This window comes from Vibrio sp. B1FIG11 (assembly GCF_905175335.1).
Lineage (GTDB): Bacteria > Pseudomonadota > Gammaproteobacteria > Enterobacterales > Vibrionaceae > Vibrio > Vibrio campbellii.
The window spans coordinates 3245255-3261430 of sequence record NZ_HG992751.1; the positions used below are offsets into that span (position 1 = coordinate 3245255).

General features: G+C 46.4%; 18 protein-coding genes. 1 reads left to right on the forward strand and 17 read right to left on the reverse strand.

Annotated features, from left to right (window positions below; genetic code table 11):
- Positions 1-15 precede the first annotated feature (15 nt).
- Genes KHO06_RS15030 through KHO06_RS15040 form a run of 3 tightly spaced genes read right to left on the reverse strand, consistent with a single transcriptional unit; the run spans position 16 to position 3706 of the window.
- On the reverse strand, positions 16-1212 hold the full coding sequence (locus tag KHO06_RS15030; RefSeq protein ID WP_045369302.1) for a BamA/TamA family outer membrane protein: 1197 nt from the start codon (positions 1210-1212) through the stop codon (positions 16-18).
- A 3-nt stretch (positions 1213-1215) separates the two neighbouring features.
- Positions 1216-2292, reverse strand: coding sequence for an alanine racemase (alr, locus tag KHO06_RS15035; protein ID WP_155396261.1), 1077 nt, complete (start codon positions 2290-2292; stop codon positions 1216-1218).
- Between the two features lie 13 nt (positions 2293-2305).
- Complete coding sequence (locus KHO06_RS15040) at positions 2306-3706, reverse strand: replicative DNA helicase (protein WP_005532691.1); 1401 nt, start codon at positions 3704-3706, stop codon at positions 2306-2308.
- 320 nt (positions 3707-4026) lie between these two features.
- On the opposite strand from KHO06_RS15040, the gene KHO06_RS15045 reads away from it, so the two are divergent.
- Complete coding sequence (locus tag KHO06_RS15045; RefSeq protein ID WP_005427267.1) at positions 4027-4791, forward strand: DUF481 domain-containing protein; 765 nt, start codon at positions 4027-4029, stop codon at positions 4789-4791.
- Positions 4792-4869: 78 nt separating this feature from the next.
- Here the strand turns inward: KHO06_RS15045 and rplI are convergent, their stop codons facing one another.
- From rplI to pilM, 14 genes are all read right to left on the reverse strand, one after another.
- Entirely contained in the window at positions 4870-5322 is a 453-nt protein-coding gene (gene rplI / locus KHO06_RS15050; RefSeq protein WP_005451518.1) for a 50S ribosomal protein L9, read from the reverse strand.
- A 32-nt stretch (positions 5323-5354) separates the two neighbouring features.
- A complete protein-coding gene (gene rpsR, locus KHO06_RS15055) occupies positions 5355-5582 on the reverse strand; it encodes a 30S ribosomal protein S18 (RefSeq protein WP_000090472.1) in 228 nt (75 codons plus the stop codon).
- Positions 5583-5598: 16 nt separating this feature from the next.
- Positions 5599-5901 (reverse strand): primosomal replication protein N, encoded by a 303-nt coding sequence (priB, locus tag KHO06_RS15060; RefSeq protein WP_047482694.1) that lies wholly within the window; start codon positions 5899-5901, stop codon positions 5599-5601.
- 8 nt (positions 5902-5909) lie between these two features.
- On the reverse strand, positions 5910-6299 hold the full coding sequence (rpsF, locus tag KHO06_RS15065) for a 30S ribosomal protein S6 (RefSeq protein ID WP_005438446.1): 390 nt from the start codon (positions 6297-6299) through the stop codon (positions 5910-5912).
- A 256-nt stretch (positions 6300-6555) separates the two neighbouring features.
- Positions 6556-7227 (reverse strand): ribulose-phosphate 3-epimerase, encoded by a 672-nt coding sequence (rpe, locus tag KHO06_RS15070; RefSeq protein ID WP_005532698.1) that lies wholly within the window; start codon positions 7225-7227, stop codon positions 6556-6558.
- 102 nt (positions 7228-7329) lie between these two features.
- On the reverse strand, positions 7330-8169 hold the full coding sequence (locus tag KHO06_RS15075; RefSeq protein ID WP_038889578.1) for a Dam family site-specific DNA-(adenine-N6)-methyltransferase: 840 nt from the start codon (positions 8167-8169) through the stop codon (positions 7330-7332).
- A gap of 69 nt (positions 8170-8238) precedes the next feature.
- Positions 8239-9732, reverse strand: a complete 1494-nt coding sequence (locus tag KHO06_RS15080; RefSeq protein ID WP_212581826.1) for an AAA family ATPase — start codon at positions 9730-9732, stop codon at positions 8239-8241.
- A gap of 53 nt (positions 9733-9785) precedes the next feature.
- A complete protein-coding gene (gene aroB / locus KHO06_RS15085) occupies positions 9786-10886 on the reverse strand; it encodes a 3-dehydroquinate synthase (protein ID WP_045380637.1) in 1101 nt (366 codons plus the stop codon).
- A gap of 31 nt (positions 10887-10917) precedes the next feature.
- Positions 10918-11436 (reverse strand): shikimate kinase AroK, encoded by a 519-nt coding sequence (gene aroK, locus KHO06_RS15090; RefSeq protein ID WP_010443904.1) that lies wholly within the window; start codon positions 11434-11436, stop codon positions 10918-10920.
- A 188-nt stretch (positions 11437-11624) separates the two neighbouring features.
- On the reverse strand, positions 11625-13373 hold the full coding sequence (locus KHO06_RS15095; RefSeq protein WP_045369316.1) for a type IV pilus secretin PilQ family protein: 1749 nt from the start codon (positions 13371-13373) through the stop codon (positions 11625-11627).
- Between the two features lie 34 nt (positions 13374-13407).
- A complete protein-coding gene (locus KHO06_RS15100) occupies positions 13408-13923 on the reverse strand; it encodes a pilus assembly protein PilP (protein ID WP_005432702.1) in 516 nt (171 codons plus the stop codon).
- Positions 13913-14506, reverse strand: a complete 594-nt coding sequence (pilO, locus tag KHO06_RS15105) for a type 4a pilus biogenesis protein PilO (RefSeq protein ID WP_212581827.1) — start codon at positions 14504-14506, stop codon at positions 13913-13915. Before pilO ends, KHO06_RS15100 begins: the two co-directional genes overlap by 11 nt.
- Positions 14499-15074, reverse strand: a complete 576-nt coding sequence (locus KHO06_RS15110; protein ID WP_005432710.1) for a PilN domain-containing protein — start codon at positions 15072-15074, stop codon at positions 14499-14501. Before KHO06_RS15110 ends, pilO begins: the two co-directional genes overlap by 8 nt.
- On the reverse strand, positions 15058-16074 hold the full coding sequence (gene pilM / locus KHO06_RS15115; protein ID WP_005432712.1) for a type IV pilus assembly protein PilM: 1017 nt from the start codon (positions 16072-16074) through the stop codon (positions 15058-15060). The genes KHO06_RS15110 and pilM overlap by 17 nt, the downstream gene beginning before the upstream one ends.
- Positions 16075-16176 lie beyond the last annotated feature (102 nt).

The window sequence follows — 16176 nt, forward strand, 5'->3', positions numbered from 1 at the left end:
TGTTTTTGAATCGATTTAGAACGGTTGGTTGATCATGACTCGGAAAGTGCCTTCATCGGCACCTTTGGCCATTTCAGCACGAACCACAATTCCTTCAACTTGGAAGCGCACCGCACCGCCGACGTTCCACTTCATGTCTTCATGCAGTGTTTTTAAATCATAATCGTCCGCGACTCGCCCCACCTCAGCAAACGCGACCCATTGCCACCAAGGCAGATCGTAGTAGTTGATGAGAGGGATATCATCGAGCGGCTGCCAGTCTGGTAATACGCGGTACTCCGCAGAGTAGTGAATCGCACTGCGGCCGTGGTAGCGACCCGCGGTATAACCACGTAGACGATACAAGCCACCCAAGCGAGCTTGCTCTTGCTCTGGTGGACGAGCACATACTGCGCCATCGCATTTATTCCATGTCGGCGTATCTGCAGTATAGAAGTCAAACGCCAGTACTTGCTGATCAAACCAATCGCCCAACGGACCTAACGAGTAGTACTGACTGTTTTGGAATTCCCACTTCAGCCATAAGTCTTCCGACTGTAGGCTCTCTGCACCCGTGGTTAAATCAAACGACGTATGAGAGCCTCGTGTCGTGTTACGCACGCTATCGCGGTTGTCCCAGTCAAATGTCAGGCTGAACCCTGTCGCTTCTTCTTTCTTCTCGTTGTAAATGTCTAACTCACGAGAAGAATAAAACGGCGTGAAGATAATTGAGCTCACACCAGAATCGACCGGAGAAGCAAAGCTCACATCTCTTACCGGTTGGAATGCACCAAGCAGTCCGTGTTCACGCACATTACCCCAAGGAAGCAGGTACTTGAACTCCAGTTTGTAGTTCTCTTCGTCGCCGTTGGTTACGGTTTTATCTTCTGTTGAAGAGCTATTCGAACCTTGTTCACCTAAGTAATACGGGTTGTCGTTAAAGCGCGCTTGATACATCTGCGTGCTAAACAAAAGGTTTGAAGACAAAGCGTAGTTGAAGGCCGAAAGAAAACCGACGTAGCTGTCCTTCTCTGAATACAGGCCCATACCAAACAAGGCAGCTTGCGGTTGCCCTACTCCTTTTGCAACGCCAGCAAGGCCTACTGTACTTCCGAGCGTCTCAGTACTGAAATAGAACGGAACAAATGCTGAGTCTTTCTCTTTCGCGACTATCTGTGGGGATAAAAAAAGGCTGGCAGAAAATGCCAGCACTGAGAATAATCTTTTCTTCATGGGTTACTTCGAATATTCCATTTCGACACGAGAAGTCAATTTAGTCACCAACTCATAAGCTATGGTGCCTATGTGGCTTGCTACCTCTTCTACCGGTAAGTCCTTGCCCCATAGAATCGCTTCATCACTCACTTTATCAGTCGCATCTGGCCCTAAATCGACCGTCAACATGTCCATAGAAACACGCCCAGCAATCGGCACTTTACGTCCATTAACCAGAACAGGCGTACCATTTGGTGCTGTACGTGGGTAACCATCACCGTAACCCACCGCAATCACGCCGACTTTGGTATCACGCTCGCTGGTCCACATGCCACCGTAGCCGACACTTTCGCCTTTTTTCACTTCACGTACTGCGATCAAGTGCGACTTCAGTGTCATAACGGGTTTGTAACCCATATCTTGCGCGGTTTTATCGTTAAATGGAGACACGCCGTACATAATGATACCCGGACGAACCCAATCTAGCTGACTTTGTGGCCAAGCAAGCAAGCCTGCTGACGCCGCCAAAGAACGCTCGCCCTGACAGCCAGCGGTAAGCGACATAAACAAGTCGATTTGCTCTGTCGTGATGCTGTTATCCAGTTCATCAGCGCAACCAAAGTGGCTCATGTAACGCAGCGGTTTCGCTACATTTGGACACTCTTTCAGGCGTGTGATGAATTCATCGTATTGCTCTGGACGTACACCAAGACGATGCATACCACTGTCGATTTTGAGCCAAACCACAACGGGCGTTTCGAGCTCAGCTTGTTCTAATGCCGCCAACTGCTCTTCACAATGGACAACCGTTTGAATGTTATTAGTCACCAACACGGGTAAGTCGCCAGGTGAATAAAAACCTTCTAGTAATAAAATCGGCTTCACCACACCACACGCGCGTAGCTGAAGCGCTTCTTCAATGCGAGCAACGCCAAAGGCATCCGCATGCGTCGCGTGTTTAGCTACATGACGAAGACCATGACCGTAGCCATTTGCCTTCACCACCGCCATCACTTTGCTGTCTGGTGCTTGTTGTTTTACTCGTTGTAAGTTGTGCTGCAGTGCTGACAAGTCAATGCATGCCATCGCGGCTTTCATGTAGCTCATTGCATTACTCATCATCGATATCAAATGCAGGGCCCGCGTAGTTATCGAAACGCGAGTGTTGACCTTGGAAGGTTAAGCGAACCGAACCGATAGGGCCGTTACGTTGCTTACCAAGAATAATTTCTGCCGTGCCTTTGTATGGGCTATCAGGGTTGTAAACCTCGTCACGGTAAATAAACATGATCAAGTCGGCATCCTGCTCGATAGAGCCCGATTCACGCAAGTCCGAGTTAACTGGGCGCTTATCGGCACGTTGCTCTAAGGAACGGTTTAGCTGTGATAGCGCAACGACTGGCACATTCAACTCTTTCGCCAACGCTTTAAGTGAGCGCGAGATTTCAGCGATTTCCAAGGTACGGTTATCAGAGAGAGCAGGAACACGCATTAGCTGAAGGTAGTCGACCATGATCATCGAAAGACCACCGTGTTCACGCGCCACACGACGAGCACGGGAACGTACTTCTGTTGGTGTAAGGCCAGAGCTGTCATCGATGTACATGTTTTTCTTCTGCATTAGGATACCCATGGTAGAAGAAATACGTGCCCAATCTTCATCATCCAGTTGACCAGTACGGATCTTAGTTTGGTCAACACGAGATAAGGACGCAAGCATACGCATCATCAACTGTTCGGCAGGCATCTCTAGCGAGAAGATAAGAACCGGTTTGTCTTGGTCCATCGCTGCATTTTCACACAAGTTCATCGCAAAGGTCGTTTTACCCATCGATGGACGTGCCGCGACGATAACCAAGTCAGAGCCTTGTAGGCCCGCCGTTTTTTTGTTGAGGTCGTTGAAGCCCGTGTTTACACCCGTCACACCATCTTGAGGTGTTTTGTATAGCATCTCGATACGCTCTAGCGTTTTTTCGAGAATGTTATCGACGTTTTGTGGGCCTTCGTTTTCGCTAGTACGAGATTCTGCAATGGCGAAAACTTTACTCTCCGCCATATCAATTAAGTCTTCTGAGCTTCGACCTTGAGGATCATAACCAGCGTCTGCAATTTCATTTGCTACACCGATCAGGCCGCGCACAATTGCACGCTCCGCTACGATGTCCGCATAAGCGTTGATGTTCGCTGCACTTGGTGTGTTTTTCGCAAGATCCGCAAGGTACGCAAAGCCACCCACGTCTTCCAATTGTTCGTGACGCTCTAGGTGCTCCGACAGGGTAATCAAGTCGAGAGGCTTACCATCTTCAAGAATGGTTTTTACGCCTTCGAAGATTAGACGGTGAGGACGGCTATAGAAATCACTGCTCACAACACGCTCGGCGACCGTGTCCCAACGTTCATTGTCCAGTAAGAGACCACCAATTACTGATTGCTCGGCTTCTAGCGAGTGAGGTGGCACTTTGATTGCGTCGACCTGACTGTCTGAAGGTTTGCGATTTCTGTTTTCCGCCATGACTTTGCTCGATAACTACTAATGACCCAAGATTATAACCTTAAACCTAGCCAATATGCTTCCCTGAAGCGACAATTACTTGTTAAGAATTCAACAAGTGAATGACTGTGAAAGCGCTTTTTATGGTGCGAAATTACGCAATTGCGGTAGAATCTCTCCCAATCACGCTGAAACAGACAGTTAGAAAAGTTCAATGCGCAAAGCGGGCCTGATGATAAGGTTCTTCAGCTTAGGTCTAATAAAAATTAACCTATCATTGACCGAATAAAACATCTGTATCAGTATCATGCCCCTCCTTTTTTATTACGTTCGAGGTATTTGTGTCCCGATACTGGTTACTTGGCTTTAGCTTACTTTGCACGGGAGCATCGTACGCTGAAGAATCAGTACAGCCAGAGCAAGAAATTGAAGTGCCCGATCCTCTACAAACTGAGGTCGAGTTCGGCTATCAAGCTCACACAGGTAACACGGACTCTCGTTCCCTGAATGCTCGTCTGAGTGCTGAATACACTTCTGGTCGCCACCGTTCTAGCGGCGAATGGAAGTACTACAACCTTTATAAAGATGGGGAGGAAGACAAGCGCTCTTCCACCTACAGCGCGCAAAGCGACTATAAGTTAGGCCCAAAAACCTACTTGTACGGCAGCTTTAAAGGGGTTGATTCACGCTACAGTGCTTACTTTAAAGATTACACCCTTTCTGGCGGTCTGGGTTACCAGTTCGCATATACAGAAAAGTTTATTTTGGAAGCGGAGATCGGTCCTGGTTTTCGTTACCAGGAACCAAACTTAGATGAAATAGATGACGATGACATCATCTTTCCAGACATCGTTCAGGAAGGTATCGTACGTGGTAATATCAACACCACATGGCAAGCTTTAGATAACTTAAGCCTCTCTGCCGATATCACTTTGGTAGCTGGTAAAAGCAACACTCGTGTTGATAGTGATCTGAGTGTTACCAACAACATTACCGAAGACATTGCTCTTAAATTAGCACACTCTCGCCAATATCACGATAAAGTGCCAGAGGGCTTGAGCAAGGCGGATAGTGTGTTTTCCGTCAACCTTTTGTTTGCCTTCTAACTCCCGCTTTTCATAATATTCAGACATAAAAAAAGCACCTCCGAAGAGGTGCTTTTTACTATTTCGCTTGGTACTGAATTACTCAGCAGCAACAACTTGTAGGTTGATTGTAGCGAAAACTTCAGAGTGAAGTTGAACGCTGATCTCGAACTCACCAGTGTTACGTAGAGCACCTTCAGGAAGGCGAACTTCGCTCTTAGCAACTTCAACGCCTGCAGCTGTGATAGCTTCAGCGATGTCACGAGTACCGATAGAACCGAATAGTTTGCCTTCGTCACCAGCTTTAGAAGCAAGAACAACTGCTTCTAGAGCGTTAACTTTCTCAGCACGTGCTTCAGCAGCAGCTAGTTGCTCAGCAACTTTAGCTTCTAGTTCAGCGCGACGAGCTTCGAACATTTCAACGTTGCCTTTAGTCGCCATAACTGCTTTACCTTGAGGGATAAGGAAGTTACGAGCGTAGCCAGATTTAACGTTTACTGTGTCGCCAAGACCACCTAGGTTACCGATTTTATCAAGTAGAATAACTTGCATTGCTTAATCCTCTTTCTTAATAAAACGACCGATTACTGATGCTTATCAGTGTACGGTAGTAGAGCTAGGTAGCGTGAACGCTTGATAGCGCGAGCTAGTTGACGTTGGTATTTAGCGCTTGTACCAGTGATACGGCTAGGAACGATTTTACCAGCTTCAGTGATGTAGTTTTTAAGAGTTGCTACGTCTTTGTAATCAATCTCTTGTACGCCTTCTGCAGTGAAACGGCAGAATTTACGACGACGGAAGAAACGAGCCATGGGCTATCTCCTGATCTTAAATTTGAGTAATGTTGTCGGCATGTAACACTAATTTCCCAACGCCATTTCGGCCGGTCTGATAGGCGACAAATCCACCTACCTTAATGTTACTGCCTTGTACTAAATTCTGAGTTAATGCTTTTGACCCAAGCCCACTGACGACTACCGGCATTCGACAATAAACTTGTCGAGGTAGGTCAGCTTCGATAACAGTAGAGCGGTGCTCTAACCAAAACCGACAGTGTTCAATGCCACCAGGGCTTTTACTACGAATGGGCGGCTTGGCAATGGTGCCACTCAGCTCCATTCGATTGGTCATAAGAAATATTACTCAGCAGCTGCTTCTGGCTTAGCTTCAGCTCGCTCTTCGCGACGAGGAGCACGCTCTGCACGCTCTTCTTTCTGCTTAAGCATGATAGATTGCTCAGTGATAGCCGCTTTAGTACGCATGATCATGTTACGTAGAACTGCATCGTTGAAACGGAAAGCAGTTTCTAGTTCGTCGATCACTTCTTGACCAGCTTCAACGTTCATTAGAACGTAGTGAGCTTTGTGAAGCTTGTTGATTGGGTAAGCCAGTTGACGACGGCCCCAGTCTTCTAGACGGTGGATTTTACCGCCAGCTTCAGTGATTGAACCAGTGTAACGCTCGATCATGCCAGCAACTTGCTCGCTTTGATCTGGGTGCACCATGAATACGATTTCGTAATGACGCATTGGTTGCTCCTTACGGATTATTCAGCTTCCACAAATGGCTCAGTCGTCCAGAGGAAGCAAGGAACTAAAGAAAATTGACTGAGTTTTAAGGAGCACGAATAGTACAGAAAGGACGCAAAATAGGCAAGTGATTATTTGCACACCACGATGGATATTTTTTCTAACCTCGCGCCAGAAACAACAAAGGCTGCCAGCAAAGTGGCAGCCTTTTAAATCATAGCGTTATCGTGCTGGTTTCAGGGCGTGTTTGTCGCGCTTATTTTACTTCTGCAAGTTCAGCACGCATTTTGTCGATCACTTGCTTATAATCTGGTTCACTGAAAATCGCAGAGCCCGCTACAAACATATCTGCCCCCGCTTCGGCGATTTCACGGATGTTATCTACCTTCACGCCACCATCGATTTCTAGACGGATATCGCGACCAGACTCGTCGATCATCTTACGTACTGCACGTAGCTTATCTAACGTGTGAGGAATGAATGATTGACCACCGAAACCAGGGTTTACAGACATCAGTAGAATCAGGTCAACTTTGTCCATGATGAATTCAAGGTGTGCAAGTGGTGTTGCTGGGTTAAGAACCACACCCGCTTTACAGCCGTGCTCTTTGATCAGTTGAAGAGTACGGTCAACGTGCTCAGATGCTTCAATGTGGAAAGTAATCATCGATGCGCCAGCTTTGGCGAAATCAGGGATGATGCGATCAACAGGCTTCACCATCAGGTGAACATCGATTGGCGCTGTGATGCCGTAATCACGTAGCGCTTTACACACAGGCGCACCAAAAGTCAGGTTTGGTACATAGTGGTTGTCCATAACGTCGAAGTGCACCACATCCGCACCCGCTGCGAGTACTTTTTCTACGTCTTCACCGAGACGAGCAAAATCAGCTGATAAAATGGATGGAGCAATTAGAAAATCTTTCATACCTGACCTCAGTAGTGGCGAGCAAACAGCAAACAATTTGTTGCGCGCAATTCTACCGAAGCCAGTGGGGAGATCCACTATTTAGATACAATAGTGTGAGAGCTAGGAGTCAGATTTGTCCGTATCAGGTGCTCGGAACAGAGCAAGAAGCTCATCAACTTTATTACGACCACTGCCATTGCGACTGATGGTTCGCTTCACTTTCACCACATTCAGTTCAGCGCCATGATAAAGGCGACGCGTTAGTGTGGTGTCGTGGTTTGAAATCAGAACAGGAATGCCACGTTCAGTTGCAGCTCTCTCTGCGATATCAGCCAATGCCGCTTGGTCATCAAGCGTGAAGCCGTTACCAGCATAAGAAGTAAAGTTCGCCGTATTCGACAACGGTGCGTAAGGTGGATCGCAGTAAACTACGCTGCCTTTGCGTGCTCGGCTGAACGTCTCTGGGTAACCTTCACAGACAAATGTTGCCTTCTTCGCTTTTTCAGCAAAGAACTCTAGCTCAGCTTCAGGGAAGTAAGGCTTTTTGTACGAACCAAAAGGAACGTTAAAACCGCCCTTTTTGTTGTAACGACACAAGCCGTTAAAGCCAAAACGGTTCATGTACAAGAACGCTAAAGAGCGATACATCACGTCATCAGTTTTATTAAACTCGGCGCGAATATCTAGGTAAGCTTCTTTGCGATTGTTCTCAGCAACAAACCAACGTTTTGCTTCAGAGATATACTCCTCAGGACGCTCTTTAAGTAGGTTGTAGAGATTGATCAGGTCGGGGTTGATGTCCGCTAGTAGATAATGGTCGTAGTCGGTATTAAGAAAAACCGAGCCAGCACCAACAAAAGGTTCAACTAGCTTTCGAGCCGGTGGCAAATGACGTTGGATATCTTCAACCAGACCGTATTTTCCTCCTGCCCACTTAAGAAAGGCTCGTTGCTTTTTCATCTACTGCTCTATCTATCGACCAAAAATTAAGGCTGCGGAATGTAACATATTTTTCAACGAAGCTCAGGATTATTTCACGCGATCAATTTCGCGATGCACCTGACCTAACGATTTTGCCCAAGGACTCAGCGATTTAAGCGCATCCGGTAAGCTTTCGACTGCGTCACGAGCCAATTGAATGGTTGGGTAATCTTGGTAAGTGATGATGTACCATTCCGTTCCGCTGCGTACCGTTGGGTAAATTCTTACCTTACCGTTTAAGTCGTATTTATCGAGAAACGCTTGCACATCTTCCATTGTGGTCATAGCTCCGAGCTGTAACGTATAGCCGCGTGGCGATAAAGCCTTAAGCTCTTCACGAGCAAAAGAGAACTTCACCACTGGTTTAGTTGGCATAGCTTGAGCTTCAGCAGACTGTTCACCTGTCTGAACAACATTGATGAGCGAAGAGCTCGAGCTGCTTTGCGCTTGAGGAACCGATTCTTCAACCACTTGTTTGATTTCATCAGTATCCGCCTCTTCTGGCTTACCCTCGAGCAATGCATCCACCACATCAGACTCAATCACAACACGTTGCTGCTTGTCTTCCGTGCCAACACTCGCCACTTCATCCGTTACGGTTGGTGGTAATGAATCAGAGTCATCCGTCGCATCAGTAAGCACCGTGCTATCTTCAGCTTCGTTACTCATCGTCGAATCTGCGCCACTCGTAGCTCGAGGCTCGCTTAGGGTTGGAATCGCTGTTTGCTCAATAGCGCCTGTGATTTGCTGTGCTTTATCGTCAGGGCTCGGCTGATTGTACATCCACCAATAGCCACCAGCAGCTAACAATAGCAGTACCAATACAACCAATGCGATGTTAAGGGGTGAGCCTACAATTGAGCGGATAATGATCCTTTTTTCCACTTTCATCTCTCCTAACGCCATGATGTCACCCGGAACCGGGTCGACTTTCTTAAATGCATCTCGAACGCGCTTCTCTGATTCATCGTCGACATATCGAATCACCAAAGATTCAAAAAAGCGACGCGCTTCGACTTCTGACAACATCTCAATATCGAGTTCAACTGGCTTAAGTTCTTGCCCGTAGCTGATACGCGACAATACCGATTCCAAACGCCCACTTTGAGTAAACAGTAAGATGTTGATTTTCCATTTTGGATTCGCTTGTGCTGCTAGCACCAGCATCCATAATTCTGAGACCAGTGTTTCACTCAACAAGTGCGCATCATCAACCACAATCGCGATATCACACGCTTCATTACCTAAGATACGCTCCAAACTATCAAGCAGCGTATCTTGCTGATTGAACAGTGCATCAGAAACAATCTGGCTCAAGATGAGCATACGACGCTGCACATCATCTTGATTTGAATGACAAAGTAACAAACATTGGTTTTTGTTACTTGCACCGAGTTCAAGATATCGCTGTGCCAACCAAGACTTTCCGTACCCAGTTTGGCCATTTACTGCGATCAAGTTAGAACCAAAATTGGTTAACAAGCTTAATCTGTCTAAAAGCTCGGTTTGCGAATCCAATTCAAGAACGTGAGCGAAACTCATCTAAATAACCTTAATAAACTACAAGAATGACGCCGATAGGCGCCATTACAAGGTTAAATGTCACGACCGAAGTCGATAGCTTGTTTGATGATATCTTGCGGTGTGTCTGCAATGACTTCGGCACTGCCGATGCCCGTTGGCAGAACTAAACGCAGCTGACCGGATAAGACTTTCTTATCACGCATCATGTGCGTCATGAAATCATCAAAGCTCATTGTATCTGGCGTATGCACAGGCAGTTTAGCGCGGCGCATAATATTGATGATGCGATCCAGTTGCTCTTGCGAAATCAATCCACGTAAGTGAGAGGTTTTCGCCGCCATCACTGTACCGGAAGATACCGCTTCACCGTGTAGCCAGTTGCCATAACCAAGTTCAGCTTCAATCGCATGACCAAAGGTATGGCCCAAGTTTAGCAGCGCTCGAATGCCTGACTCTTTCTCATCTTGTGCCACAACTTCCGCTTTGATTTCACAACAACGTGCAATCGCGTAAGTCAGTGCCTCTTCATCTAATGCGTATAGACGATCAAGGTTCTCTTCTAACCAATCGAAGAAAGCACCATCGTAAATAATGCCGTACTTGATCACCTCAGCAATACCCGCTGCAAATTCACGCTCTGGGAGCGTCGATAGACAGTTGGTATCGATGATAACCGCTTTAGGTTGGTAGAAAGCACCAATCATGTTTTTGCCCAGCGGGTGGTTAACTGCGGTTTTACCACCAACAGATGAATCCACTTGAGACAACAATGTGGTTGGAATCTGGATGAAATCCACACCACGTTGGTAACATGCAGACGCGAACCCAACGAGATCACCAATCACACCACCACCCAATGCAATAATCACTACATCGCGTGCGTAGCTTCCCTCTAGCAGGAAGTTCATGACTTGATTAAACGTGTCTAGGCTTTTGTATTGCTCACCATCAGGCAATTCAAGTAATGAGGCATCACAACCGAGCTGTTCAAGCTGGCTAAGAATTTTTTCCGCGTACAGAGGAGCAACCGTGACATTGCTGATCACGACGACTTTCTGATTGGCATTTTTGTTTGAAAGAATTTGAGAAAGGTACGCCGGGTCTTCAAATAACCCGGCGCCAATTGAGATTGGGTAGCTACGCTCTGCTAGATTGACCGTAATCCGTTCCATCGGTGTGCTCCAATTTGAAAAAGATAAATGCTTATCTCTCTTCTAGCATTTTTACGATCTGGTTGGCTACCACTTTTGCACTCTGATCGTCAGTACGAACTGTGTAATCCGCTACTTCTTCGTATAGAGGGTTACGTTCGCCTGCCAAACTTTCCAATACTTCACGAGGGTTGTCAGTTTGAAGTAGAGGACGCTTCTTGTCGCGGTTTGTGCGAGCAAGTTGCTTTTCAATAGTTGTTTCTAGGTAAACAACAACACCACGTGCTGAAAGACGGTTGCGGTTTTCTTTGCTCTTAACAGAGCCACCGCCCGTTGCTAGCACGATGCCTTGCTCTTGAGTTAGGTCTTCAAGTACAGCTTCTTCGCGCTTGCGGAAGCCTTCTTCACCTTCAACATCAAAAACCCAAGCGATATCTGCACCAGTGCGTTCTTCGATCACTGTATCAGAGTCCACGAACTCCATATGCAGTTGCTGTGCTAGGTGTCTACCAATTGTACTTTTGCCGGCGCCCATTGGGCCAACAAGGAAAATATTACGTTTCTCAGCCATATTTAGCGGTAATTTACAACGTTAATTCAATAAGATCGCCACAAGAAAACACAGCCAAACTGCTGTTTCACAAGGCTTGTGGCACCAATTCCTCACAGATAATTCGTGATAAGACCCGAAATTATCCAAGCATGGTGCCACTAATGCAACTTTATTTTTGATCTAATCGTTTTTTTGCCTACCGATTCTTACTGAATCACAACTTTAGGTGTAACAAAAATCAGTAGTTCACTTTTACCGACATTTTCGTAACTTCGACGGAAAAGCGCACCTAACAGCGGCAAATCACCTAATAAAGGCACCTTATCGACGGAGTTTGTAATGCTGTGTTGAAAAATACCGCCCAACACGACTGTCTCGCCATTATTGACTAAAACTTGTGTACCAATACGTTGCGTATCGATCGCCACCGCCTCACCAGTGCCTGTTTTTACCACTTGGCCCGGTCTGTCTTGCGTAACGCTCAAATCCAACACCAAACGGTTGTCAGGCGTAATCTGTGGCGTCACTTTCAAGCTCAATACCGCTTTTTTGAACGTCACAGAAGTCGCACCACTGGAAGAAGATTCAAGGTAAGGGATCTCGGTACCCTGCTCAATGTAAGCTGGCTTCTTATTCGTGGTGATCAAACGTGGACTGGAAATAATTTCTGCTTTCGATTCTTGTTGCAGCGCCGAAAGTTCCAAATCTAGTAAGGTATCAGAACCTAACTTCGCAACTTGGAAGGCAATACTGGTCGCATTTGGACTGGTCGCAGCAAGGTTAACGTTGAGAAAGTCGTCAATACCCACACTGCTGCCACCGTCATCACCTTCACCGTCACCGCCGCCATCGTACAAGCCGATTGTCGCAAGGTTATTCTCAATTGAACCACCCACAGTATGGCTGCCATTAATGGAAGTGAAGCCCCAACGAACGCCAAGTTCGTCCATGTTACCTTCATTAATAGTCACAATACGCGCTTCAATCTGAACCTGTTTTACAGGAATATCCAATGATTCTATGATCTCGCGAATCACTTCAATATTCTCAGGTAACTCACGAATCAATAACGAGTTTGTTCGCTCATCAATGGTCATGCTGCCTCGATCAGAAAGCATACTGATGTTGCCCTCCCCATTGATCATCTCAGCAATGTCTGACGCTTTAGCGAAGTTCACCTTGATGATCTCTGATGAAAGCTCACCGATCTCTTTCTCTAGCTTTTGCTTTTCGAGTTGCTGCTTCTCGCGCAGATCCAATTCATCTTTTGGCGCAACGAGAATGACATTGCCATCAACACGCTTATCTAACCCTTTCACTTGCAAGATAATGTCGAGTACTTGCTGCCAAGGCACACCATCCAAACGCAAGGTCAAGTTACCCTCAACCGAGTCAGAGACGACCAAGTTAAATTGGTTATAGTCGGCGATAAGTTGCAACACGTTTCGCACAGGAATGTCTTGGAAGTTAATCGAAATTAGCTTGCCTTCTTTTTCCAAAATGCTTTTATCCGGCGCTTTTTCGTTGGCTTTAAGCTTGCCAACCTTTACCTCTAAATAACGACCAGTAAGACGGTAGTCGTGAGAATAGTCCTCATCGATATAAGCCACCAGACGTGTTGTAGAAGTATCGCGGAATACCTCAACGCTCTCGACAACCGTCGAGAAATCTTTCACATCAAGTAGGTAAAGCTGGTCATCTTTAACGGAGGTGTTGAGTAAGTCGATACTCAAGCCTTCTTGTACGCGTTTAATATCAACAATCGCAGCGGGTGATGCGAGCTCAACCACAATCACGGCGTCTTTGTCTTTGTTCGTACGGAAGTCGATGCTCTTAAGCGAGTTAGACTGTACTTCTTCTGCTGCGACGAAAGGGGCTAAAAGTAGAAAGAACCATAAAGAGAAGAGCCCTGTTAGCTTCCTTGGTGTCAGTGTTAATCCGTGTCTCATTTTCATCATTACTCAATATCAAAAATAAATGCCGCTATGCCTATCTCAACGCCAACTTCACTTTGCGCTTTTGCCAACAACCTAAACCGTCTGGCAAGGTTTCATTAATCAATAAATAGCTGTGGGATACGTGGGTTACCTTGCCATTGTTACGTCCGAGGTATTGACCTGGCTTCACTTTGTAAACTGTGCCATTCGGAGCTTGAACCAAACCCGAGACGCTGCTGCCCATTCCCATCACACCCTTAAGGCGAAGTTGGTTAAGTGGGAAACGTTCCAGTTTGCCAGTGCGCTTTCTTGACGGCGGTTGCCAACAGTCTTGCCTCGCAACAGGTTGAGTTGCGATGGTGGCCTCTTTTGGCAGTTCAAAAGGAGCACGCAAAATTTCAGGCTCGTAACTCACCACTACATATTCTTCAGTCGGCTGGAGTTTGGCGACATCACGGCGTGCTTGGTTTTCTACACCGCGAATAAAATCGGTCAGTGACTCATCATTGGCTTGGCAACCACTCAGCAGACTCACCATACACACCATCAGCAAAGATTTATTTCGCATCTTTCTTTTCCTCTGGTTTGAATTGGTAAGTGTTTGCTCTTACACGGAAGTGCAAGGTTTCACTCTCTTGACTGACTCGCTGCCAAGTTACATCTTGAAATGTGATGATGCGTGGTAAGGTGGCGATGGCCTGTGAAAAACGACCGATGTTATGGAAGTCACCCGTTAGCTCAATATTGAGTGGCAAACGGTAAAGGAAGTGCTCTGACTCTTTATCTCCCCAATCAATACGCGTAAATGTCAGCTTGTTATCGATGCCGAGTTCATTAACCGACGCTAGCATGGTCGCCAATTCTTTCTGTGCCGGCAGTTGTTGCAAAAGCAGTTCATAGCGGGTGGTCAGTTCATCAAGTTGTGACTGAAGCTGCGGCAGTGCAGCGACTTTATTGGCTTTGATCCTCAGCGCGACTTTTAAAGTCTGCTCTTCTTGGATCAAGGTATTAAGGCGAGCTTCCTCTGGCTTCAAATAAAACCAGTAACCAAAACCTTGGATCAACACCACCATAAGAAGAATCGCCACCAACTGAGGCACCAGCGGCCACTCAGCGATTTCATCCATTTCTAGGTCTTGCCAATTAACCATGCTGCTTACCTCCCTTTATAGAGGCGTCTTTAAACATGAAGGAGACTTTGAACGTTTGGAACTCTTTACCAAAGCGCGCTTTACCATGAACAATGGAGTGCATATCAACATCCAGCAGCTTGGCGGAACGCTCCATATTATCGAGCATGGTGGCAAGACGAGAGGTGCTATCAGAAATACCCGAGATCTCAATCTCGTAGTCGTTCATTTTGATCTTATCGACATAGACGCCTTCAGGGATCACTGAGGGCATCAGGTTCATAAACTCAGTGGTTTTATTGCGCCCATTTTGCAACCCCTCGACGGTCTTTAAGCGCTCTAGAATTTTGCTGTGCTCTTGCTCTGCTATCTTCATGGCTTCAATACGTTTATCGAGTTGAGAGATATAGTGAGCAAGATAATCCAAGCGCTGTTGCTGCTGATCTTGTTGGTATTGGTAGTACTTACCGATCCCCCATTGCACGCCCAGAGCAGCGATCGCCCCGAGTAAAATCAAGCCAATAAAACGACGACGATGCTCTTCACGTTGGTTTTCACGCCAGGCAAGAAGGTTAATGTGATACAGCATTGTCACCTCCTAGCCACTGAATACCACGTACAGCCAGTCCGGCTGCAGCAGTGAAGTGTTGCCAATCCGCGGCACGACGTTTGCGTTTAGACACCTTCATTTCAAACAAACCAAGTGGATTAAGCAGTTCACACTCTAGTGCCAACTGGCTAGACAGCTCCTCGGCCAACATAGGTGTTGCAGCGCCCTCTCCCGAAAGCCAAACGCCTTTGATATCTTGGCTTCCATTAATTGAGGTATAGAGCTGCATCTGACGTTTAACACGCTCAACGATTTGTCGATTAAATTGCTCCGTTGCCACTTGTGCGTCGTCTGCTAATGGATCTTGTTGAAACAAACTGCCCGTAGTGCGAGTACCGCAGGGAAATTCTTTATGAAACAATTCACCTTGTTCGGTGAACATAGTGAAAGAACTGTTCAAAGAACCAATGTCCAGTAAACAATACTTGTTCTTTTCAGGAAAACGTTCCGCAACCAATTTCCACATATGACCAAGACTTTGTGAGTGCACGTCCACCAGTACTGGTTTCAAGCCTGATTTCTGCAATGCCTCAACTCGGGTTTCTACCACGTCTTTACGAGTCGCGAAGACCTGATAACTGTCAGTGCCTCGCATCTGCTCATCCGTATCAACCTTGATGAAGTCAAGACTCAGCTCTTCCACAGGGAATGGAGATTGATGTGAGAAGGCTTGCACAACAGCAAACTCCTTTTCACTCTCTTCTAAGTTCTGCTCTATCTGCAGCTTTTTACTGATCACAGCATTATCTGGAACTGAAATTGCGACCTTTCGAGCCCGAAAAGGTAGCTCTTTTTTCATCTCTTTAAGGGTCTTTACAATTTCTTGATGATTTATGGTGTTATTTTCAGCGACAATACCTTCCTTAAGTATTATTTCTTTGTAACCCAGTAGTGCGTAACTGTTGCCATTGGGTTTAAGTACCACGGCTTTGAGGCTGTTATGGCCAATATCTATGCCCGTAACTAATAGCTTATCCATCTCTACTCTCGCTCCGAAATTCTTGCGTGCCGATGTTGTTAGCACCCAGAGAATTTTCTTCGTGCAAAGGTTGTTATTAGCATCCAAATAAGAGTTAATATC

Coding starts and splice junctions, on each gene's coding strand:
- pilM (WP_005432712.1), bottom strand. CDS start 16,074: ATGGATAAGCTATTAGTTACGGGCATAGATATTGGCCATAACAGCCTC.
- aroK (WP_010443904.1), bottom strand. CDS start 11,436: ATGGCTGAGAAACGTAATATTTTCCTTGTTGGCCCAATGGGCGCCGGC.
- KHO06_RS15040 (WP_005532691.1), bottom strand. CDS start 3,706: ATGGCGGAAAACAGAAATCGCAAACCTTCAGACAGTCAGGTCGACGCA.
- KHO06_RS15075 (WP_038889578.1), bottom strand. CDS start 8,169: ATGAAAAAGCAACGAGCCTTTCTTAAGTGGGCAGGAGGAAAATACGGT.
- pilO (WP_212581827.1), bottom strand. CDS start 14,506: ATGGTTAATTGGCAAGACCTAGAAATGGATGAAATCGCTGAGTGGCCG.
- priB (WP_047482694.1), bottom strand. CDS start 5,901: ATGACCAATCGAATGGAGCTGAGTGGCACCATTGCCAAGCCGCCCATT.
- KHO06_RS15100 (WP_005432702.1), bottom strand. CDS start 13,923: ATGCGAAATAAATCTTTGCTGATGGTGTGTATGGTGAGTCTGCTGAGT.
- rpsR (WP_000090472.1), bottom strand. CDS start 5,582: ATGGCTCGTTTCTTCCGTCGTCGTAAATTCTGCCGTTTCACTGCAGAA.
- aroB (WP_045380637.1), bottom strand. CDS start 10,886: ATGGAACGGATTACGGTCAATCTAGCAGAGCGTAGCTACCCAATCTCA.
- alr (WP_155396261.1), bottom strand. CDS start 2,292: ATGAAAGCCGCGATGGCATGCATTGACTTGTCAGCACTGCAGCACAAC.
- rpsF (WP_005438446.1), bottom strand. CDS start 6,299: ATGCGTCATTACGAAATCGTATTCATGGTGCACCCAGATCAAAGCGAG.
- rplI (WP_005451518.1), bottom strand. CDS start 5,322: ATGCAAGTTATTCTACTTGATAAAATCGGTAACCTAGGTGGTCTTGGC.
- KHO06_RS15095 (WP_045369316.1), bottom strand. CDS start 13,373: ATGAAAATGAGACACGGATTAACACTGACACCAAGGAAGCTAACAGGG.
- KHO06_RS15110 (WP_005432710.1), bottom strand. CDS start 15,074: ATGCTGTATCACATTAACCTTCTTGCCTGGCGTGAAAACCAACGTGAA.
- rpe (WP_005532698.1), bottom strand. CDS start 7,227: ATGAAAGATTTTCTAATTGCTCCATCCATTTTATCAGCTGATTTTGCT.
- KHO06_RS15030 (WP_045369302.1), bottom strand. CDS start 1,212: ATGAAGAAAAGATTATTCTCAGTGCTGGCATTTTCTGCCAGCCTTTTT.
- KHO06_RS15080 (WP_212581826.1), bottom strand. CDS start 9,732: ATGAGTTTCGCTCACGTTCTTGAATTGGATTCGCAAACCGAGCTTTTA.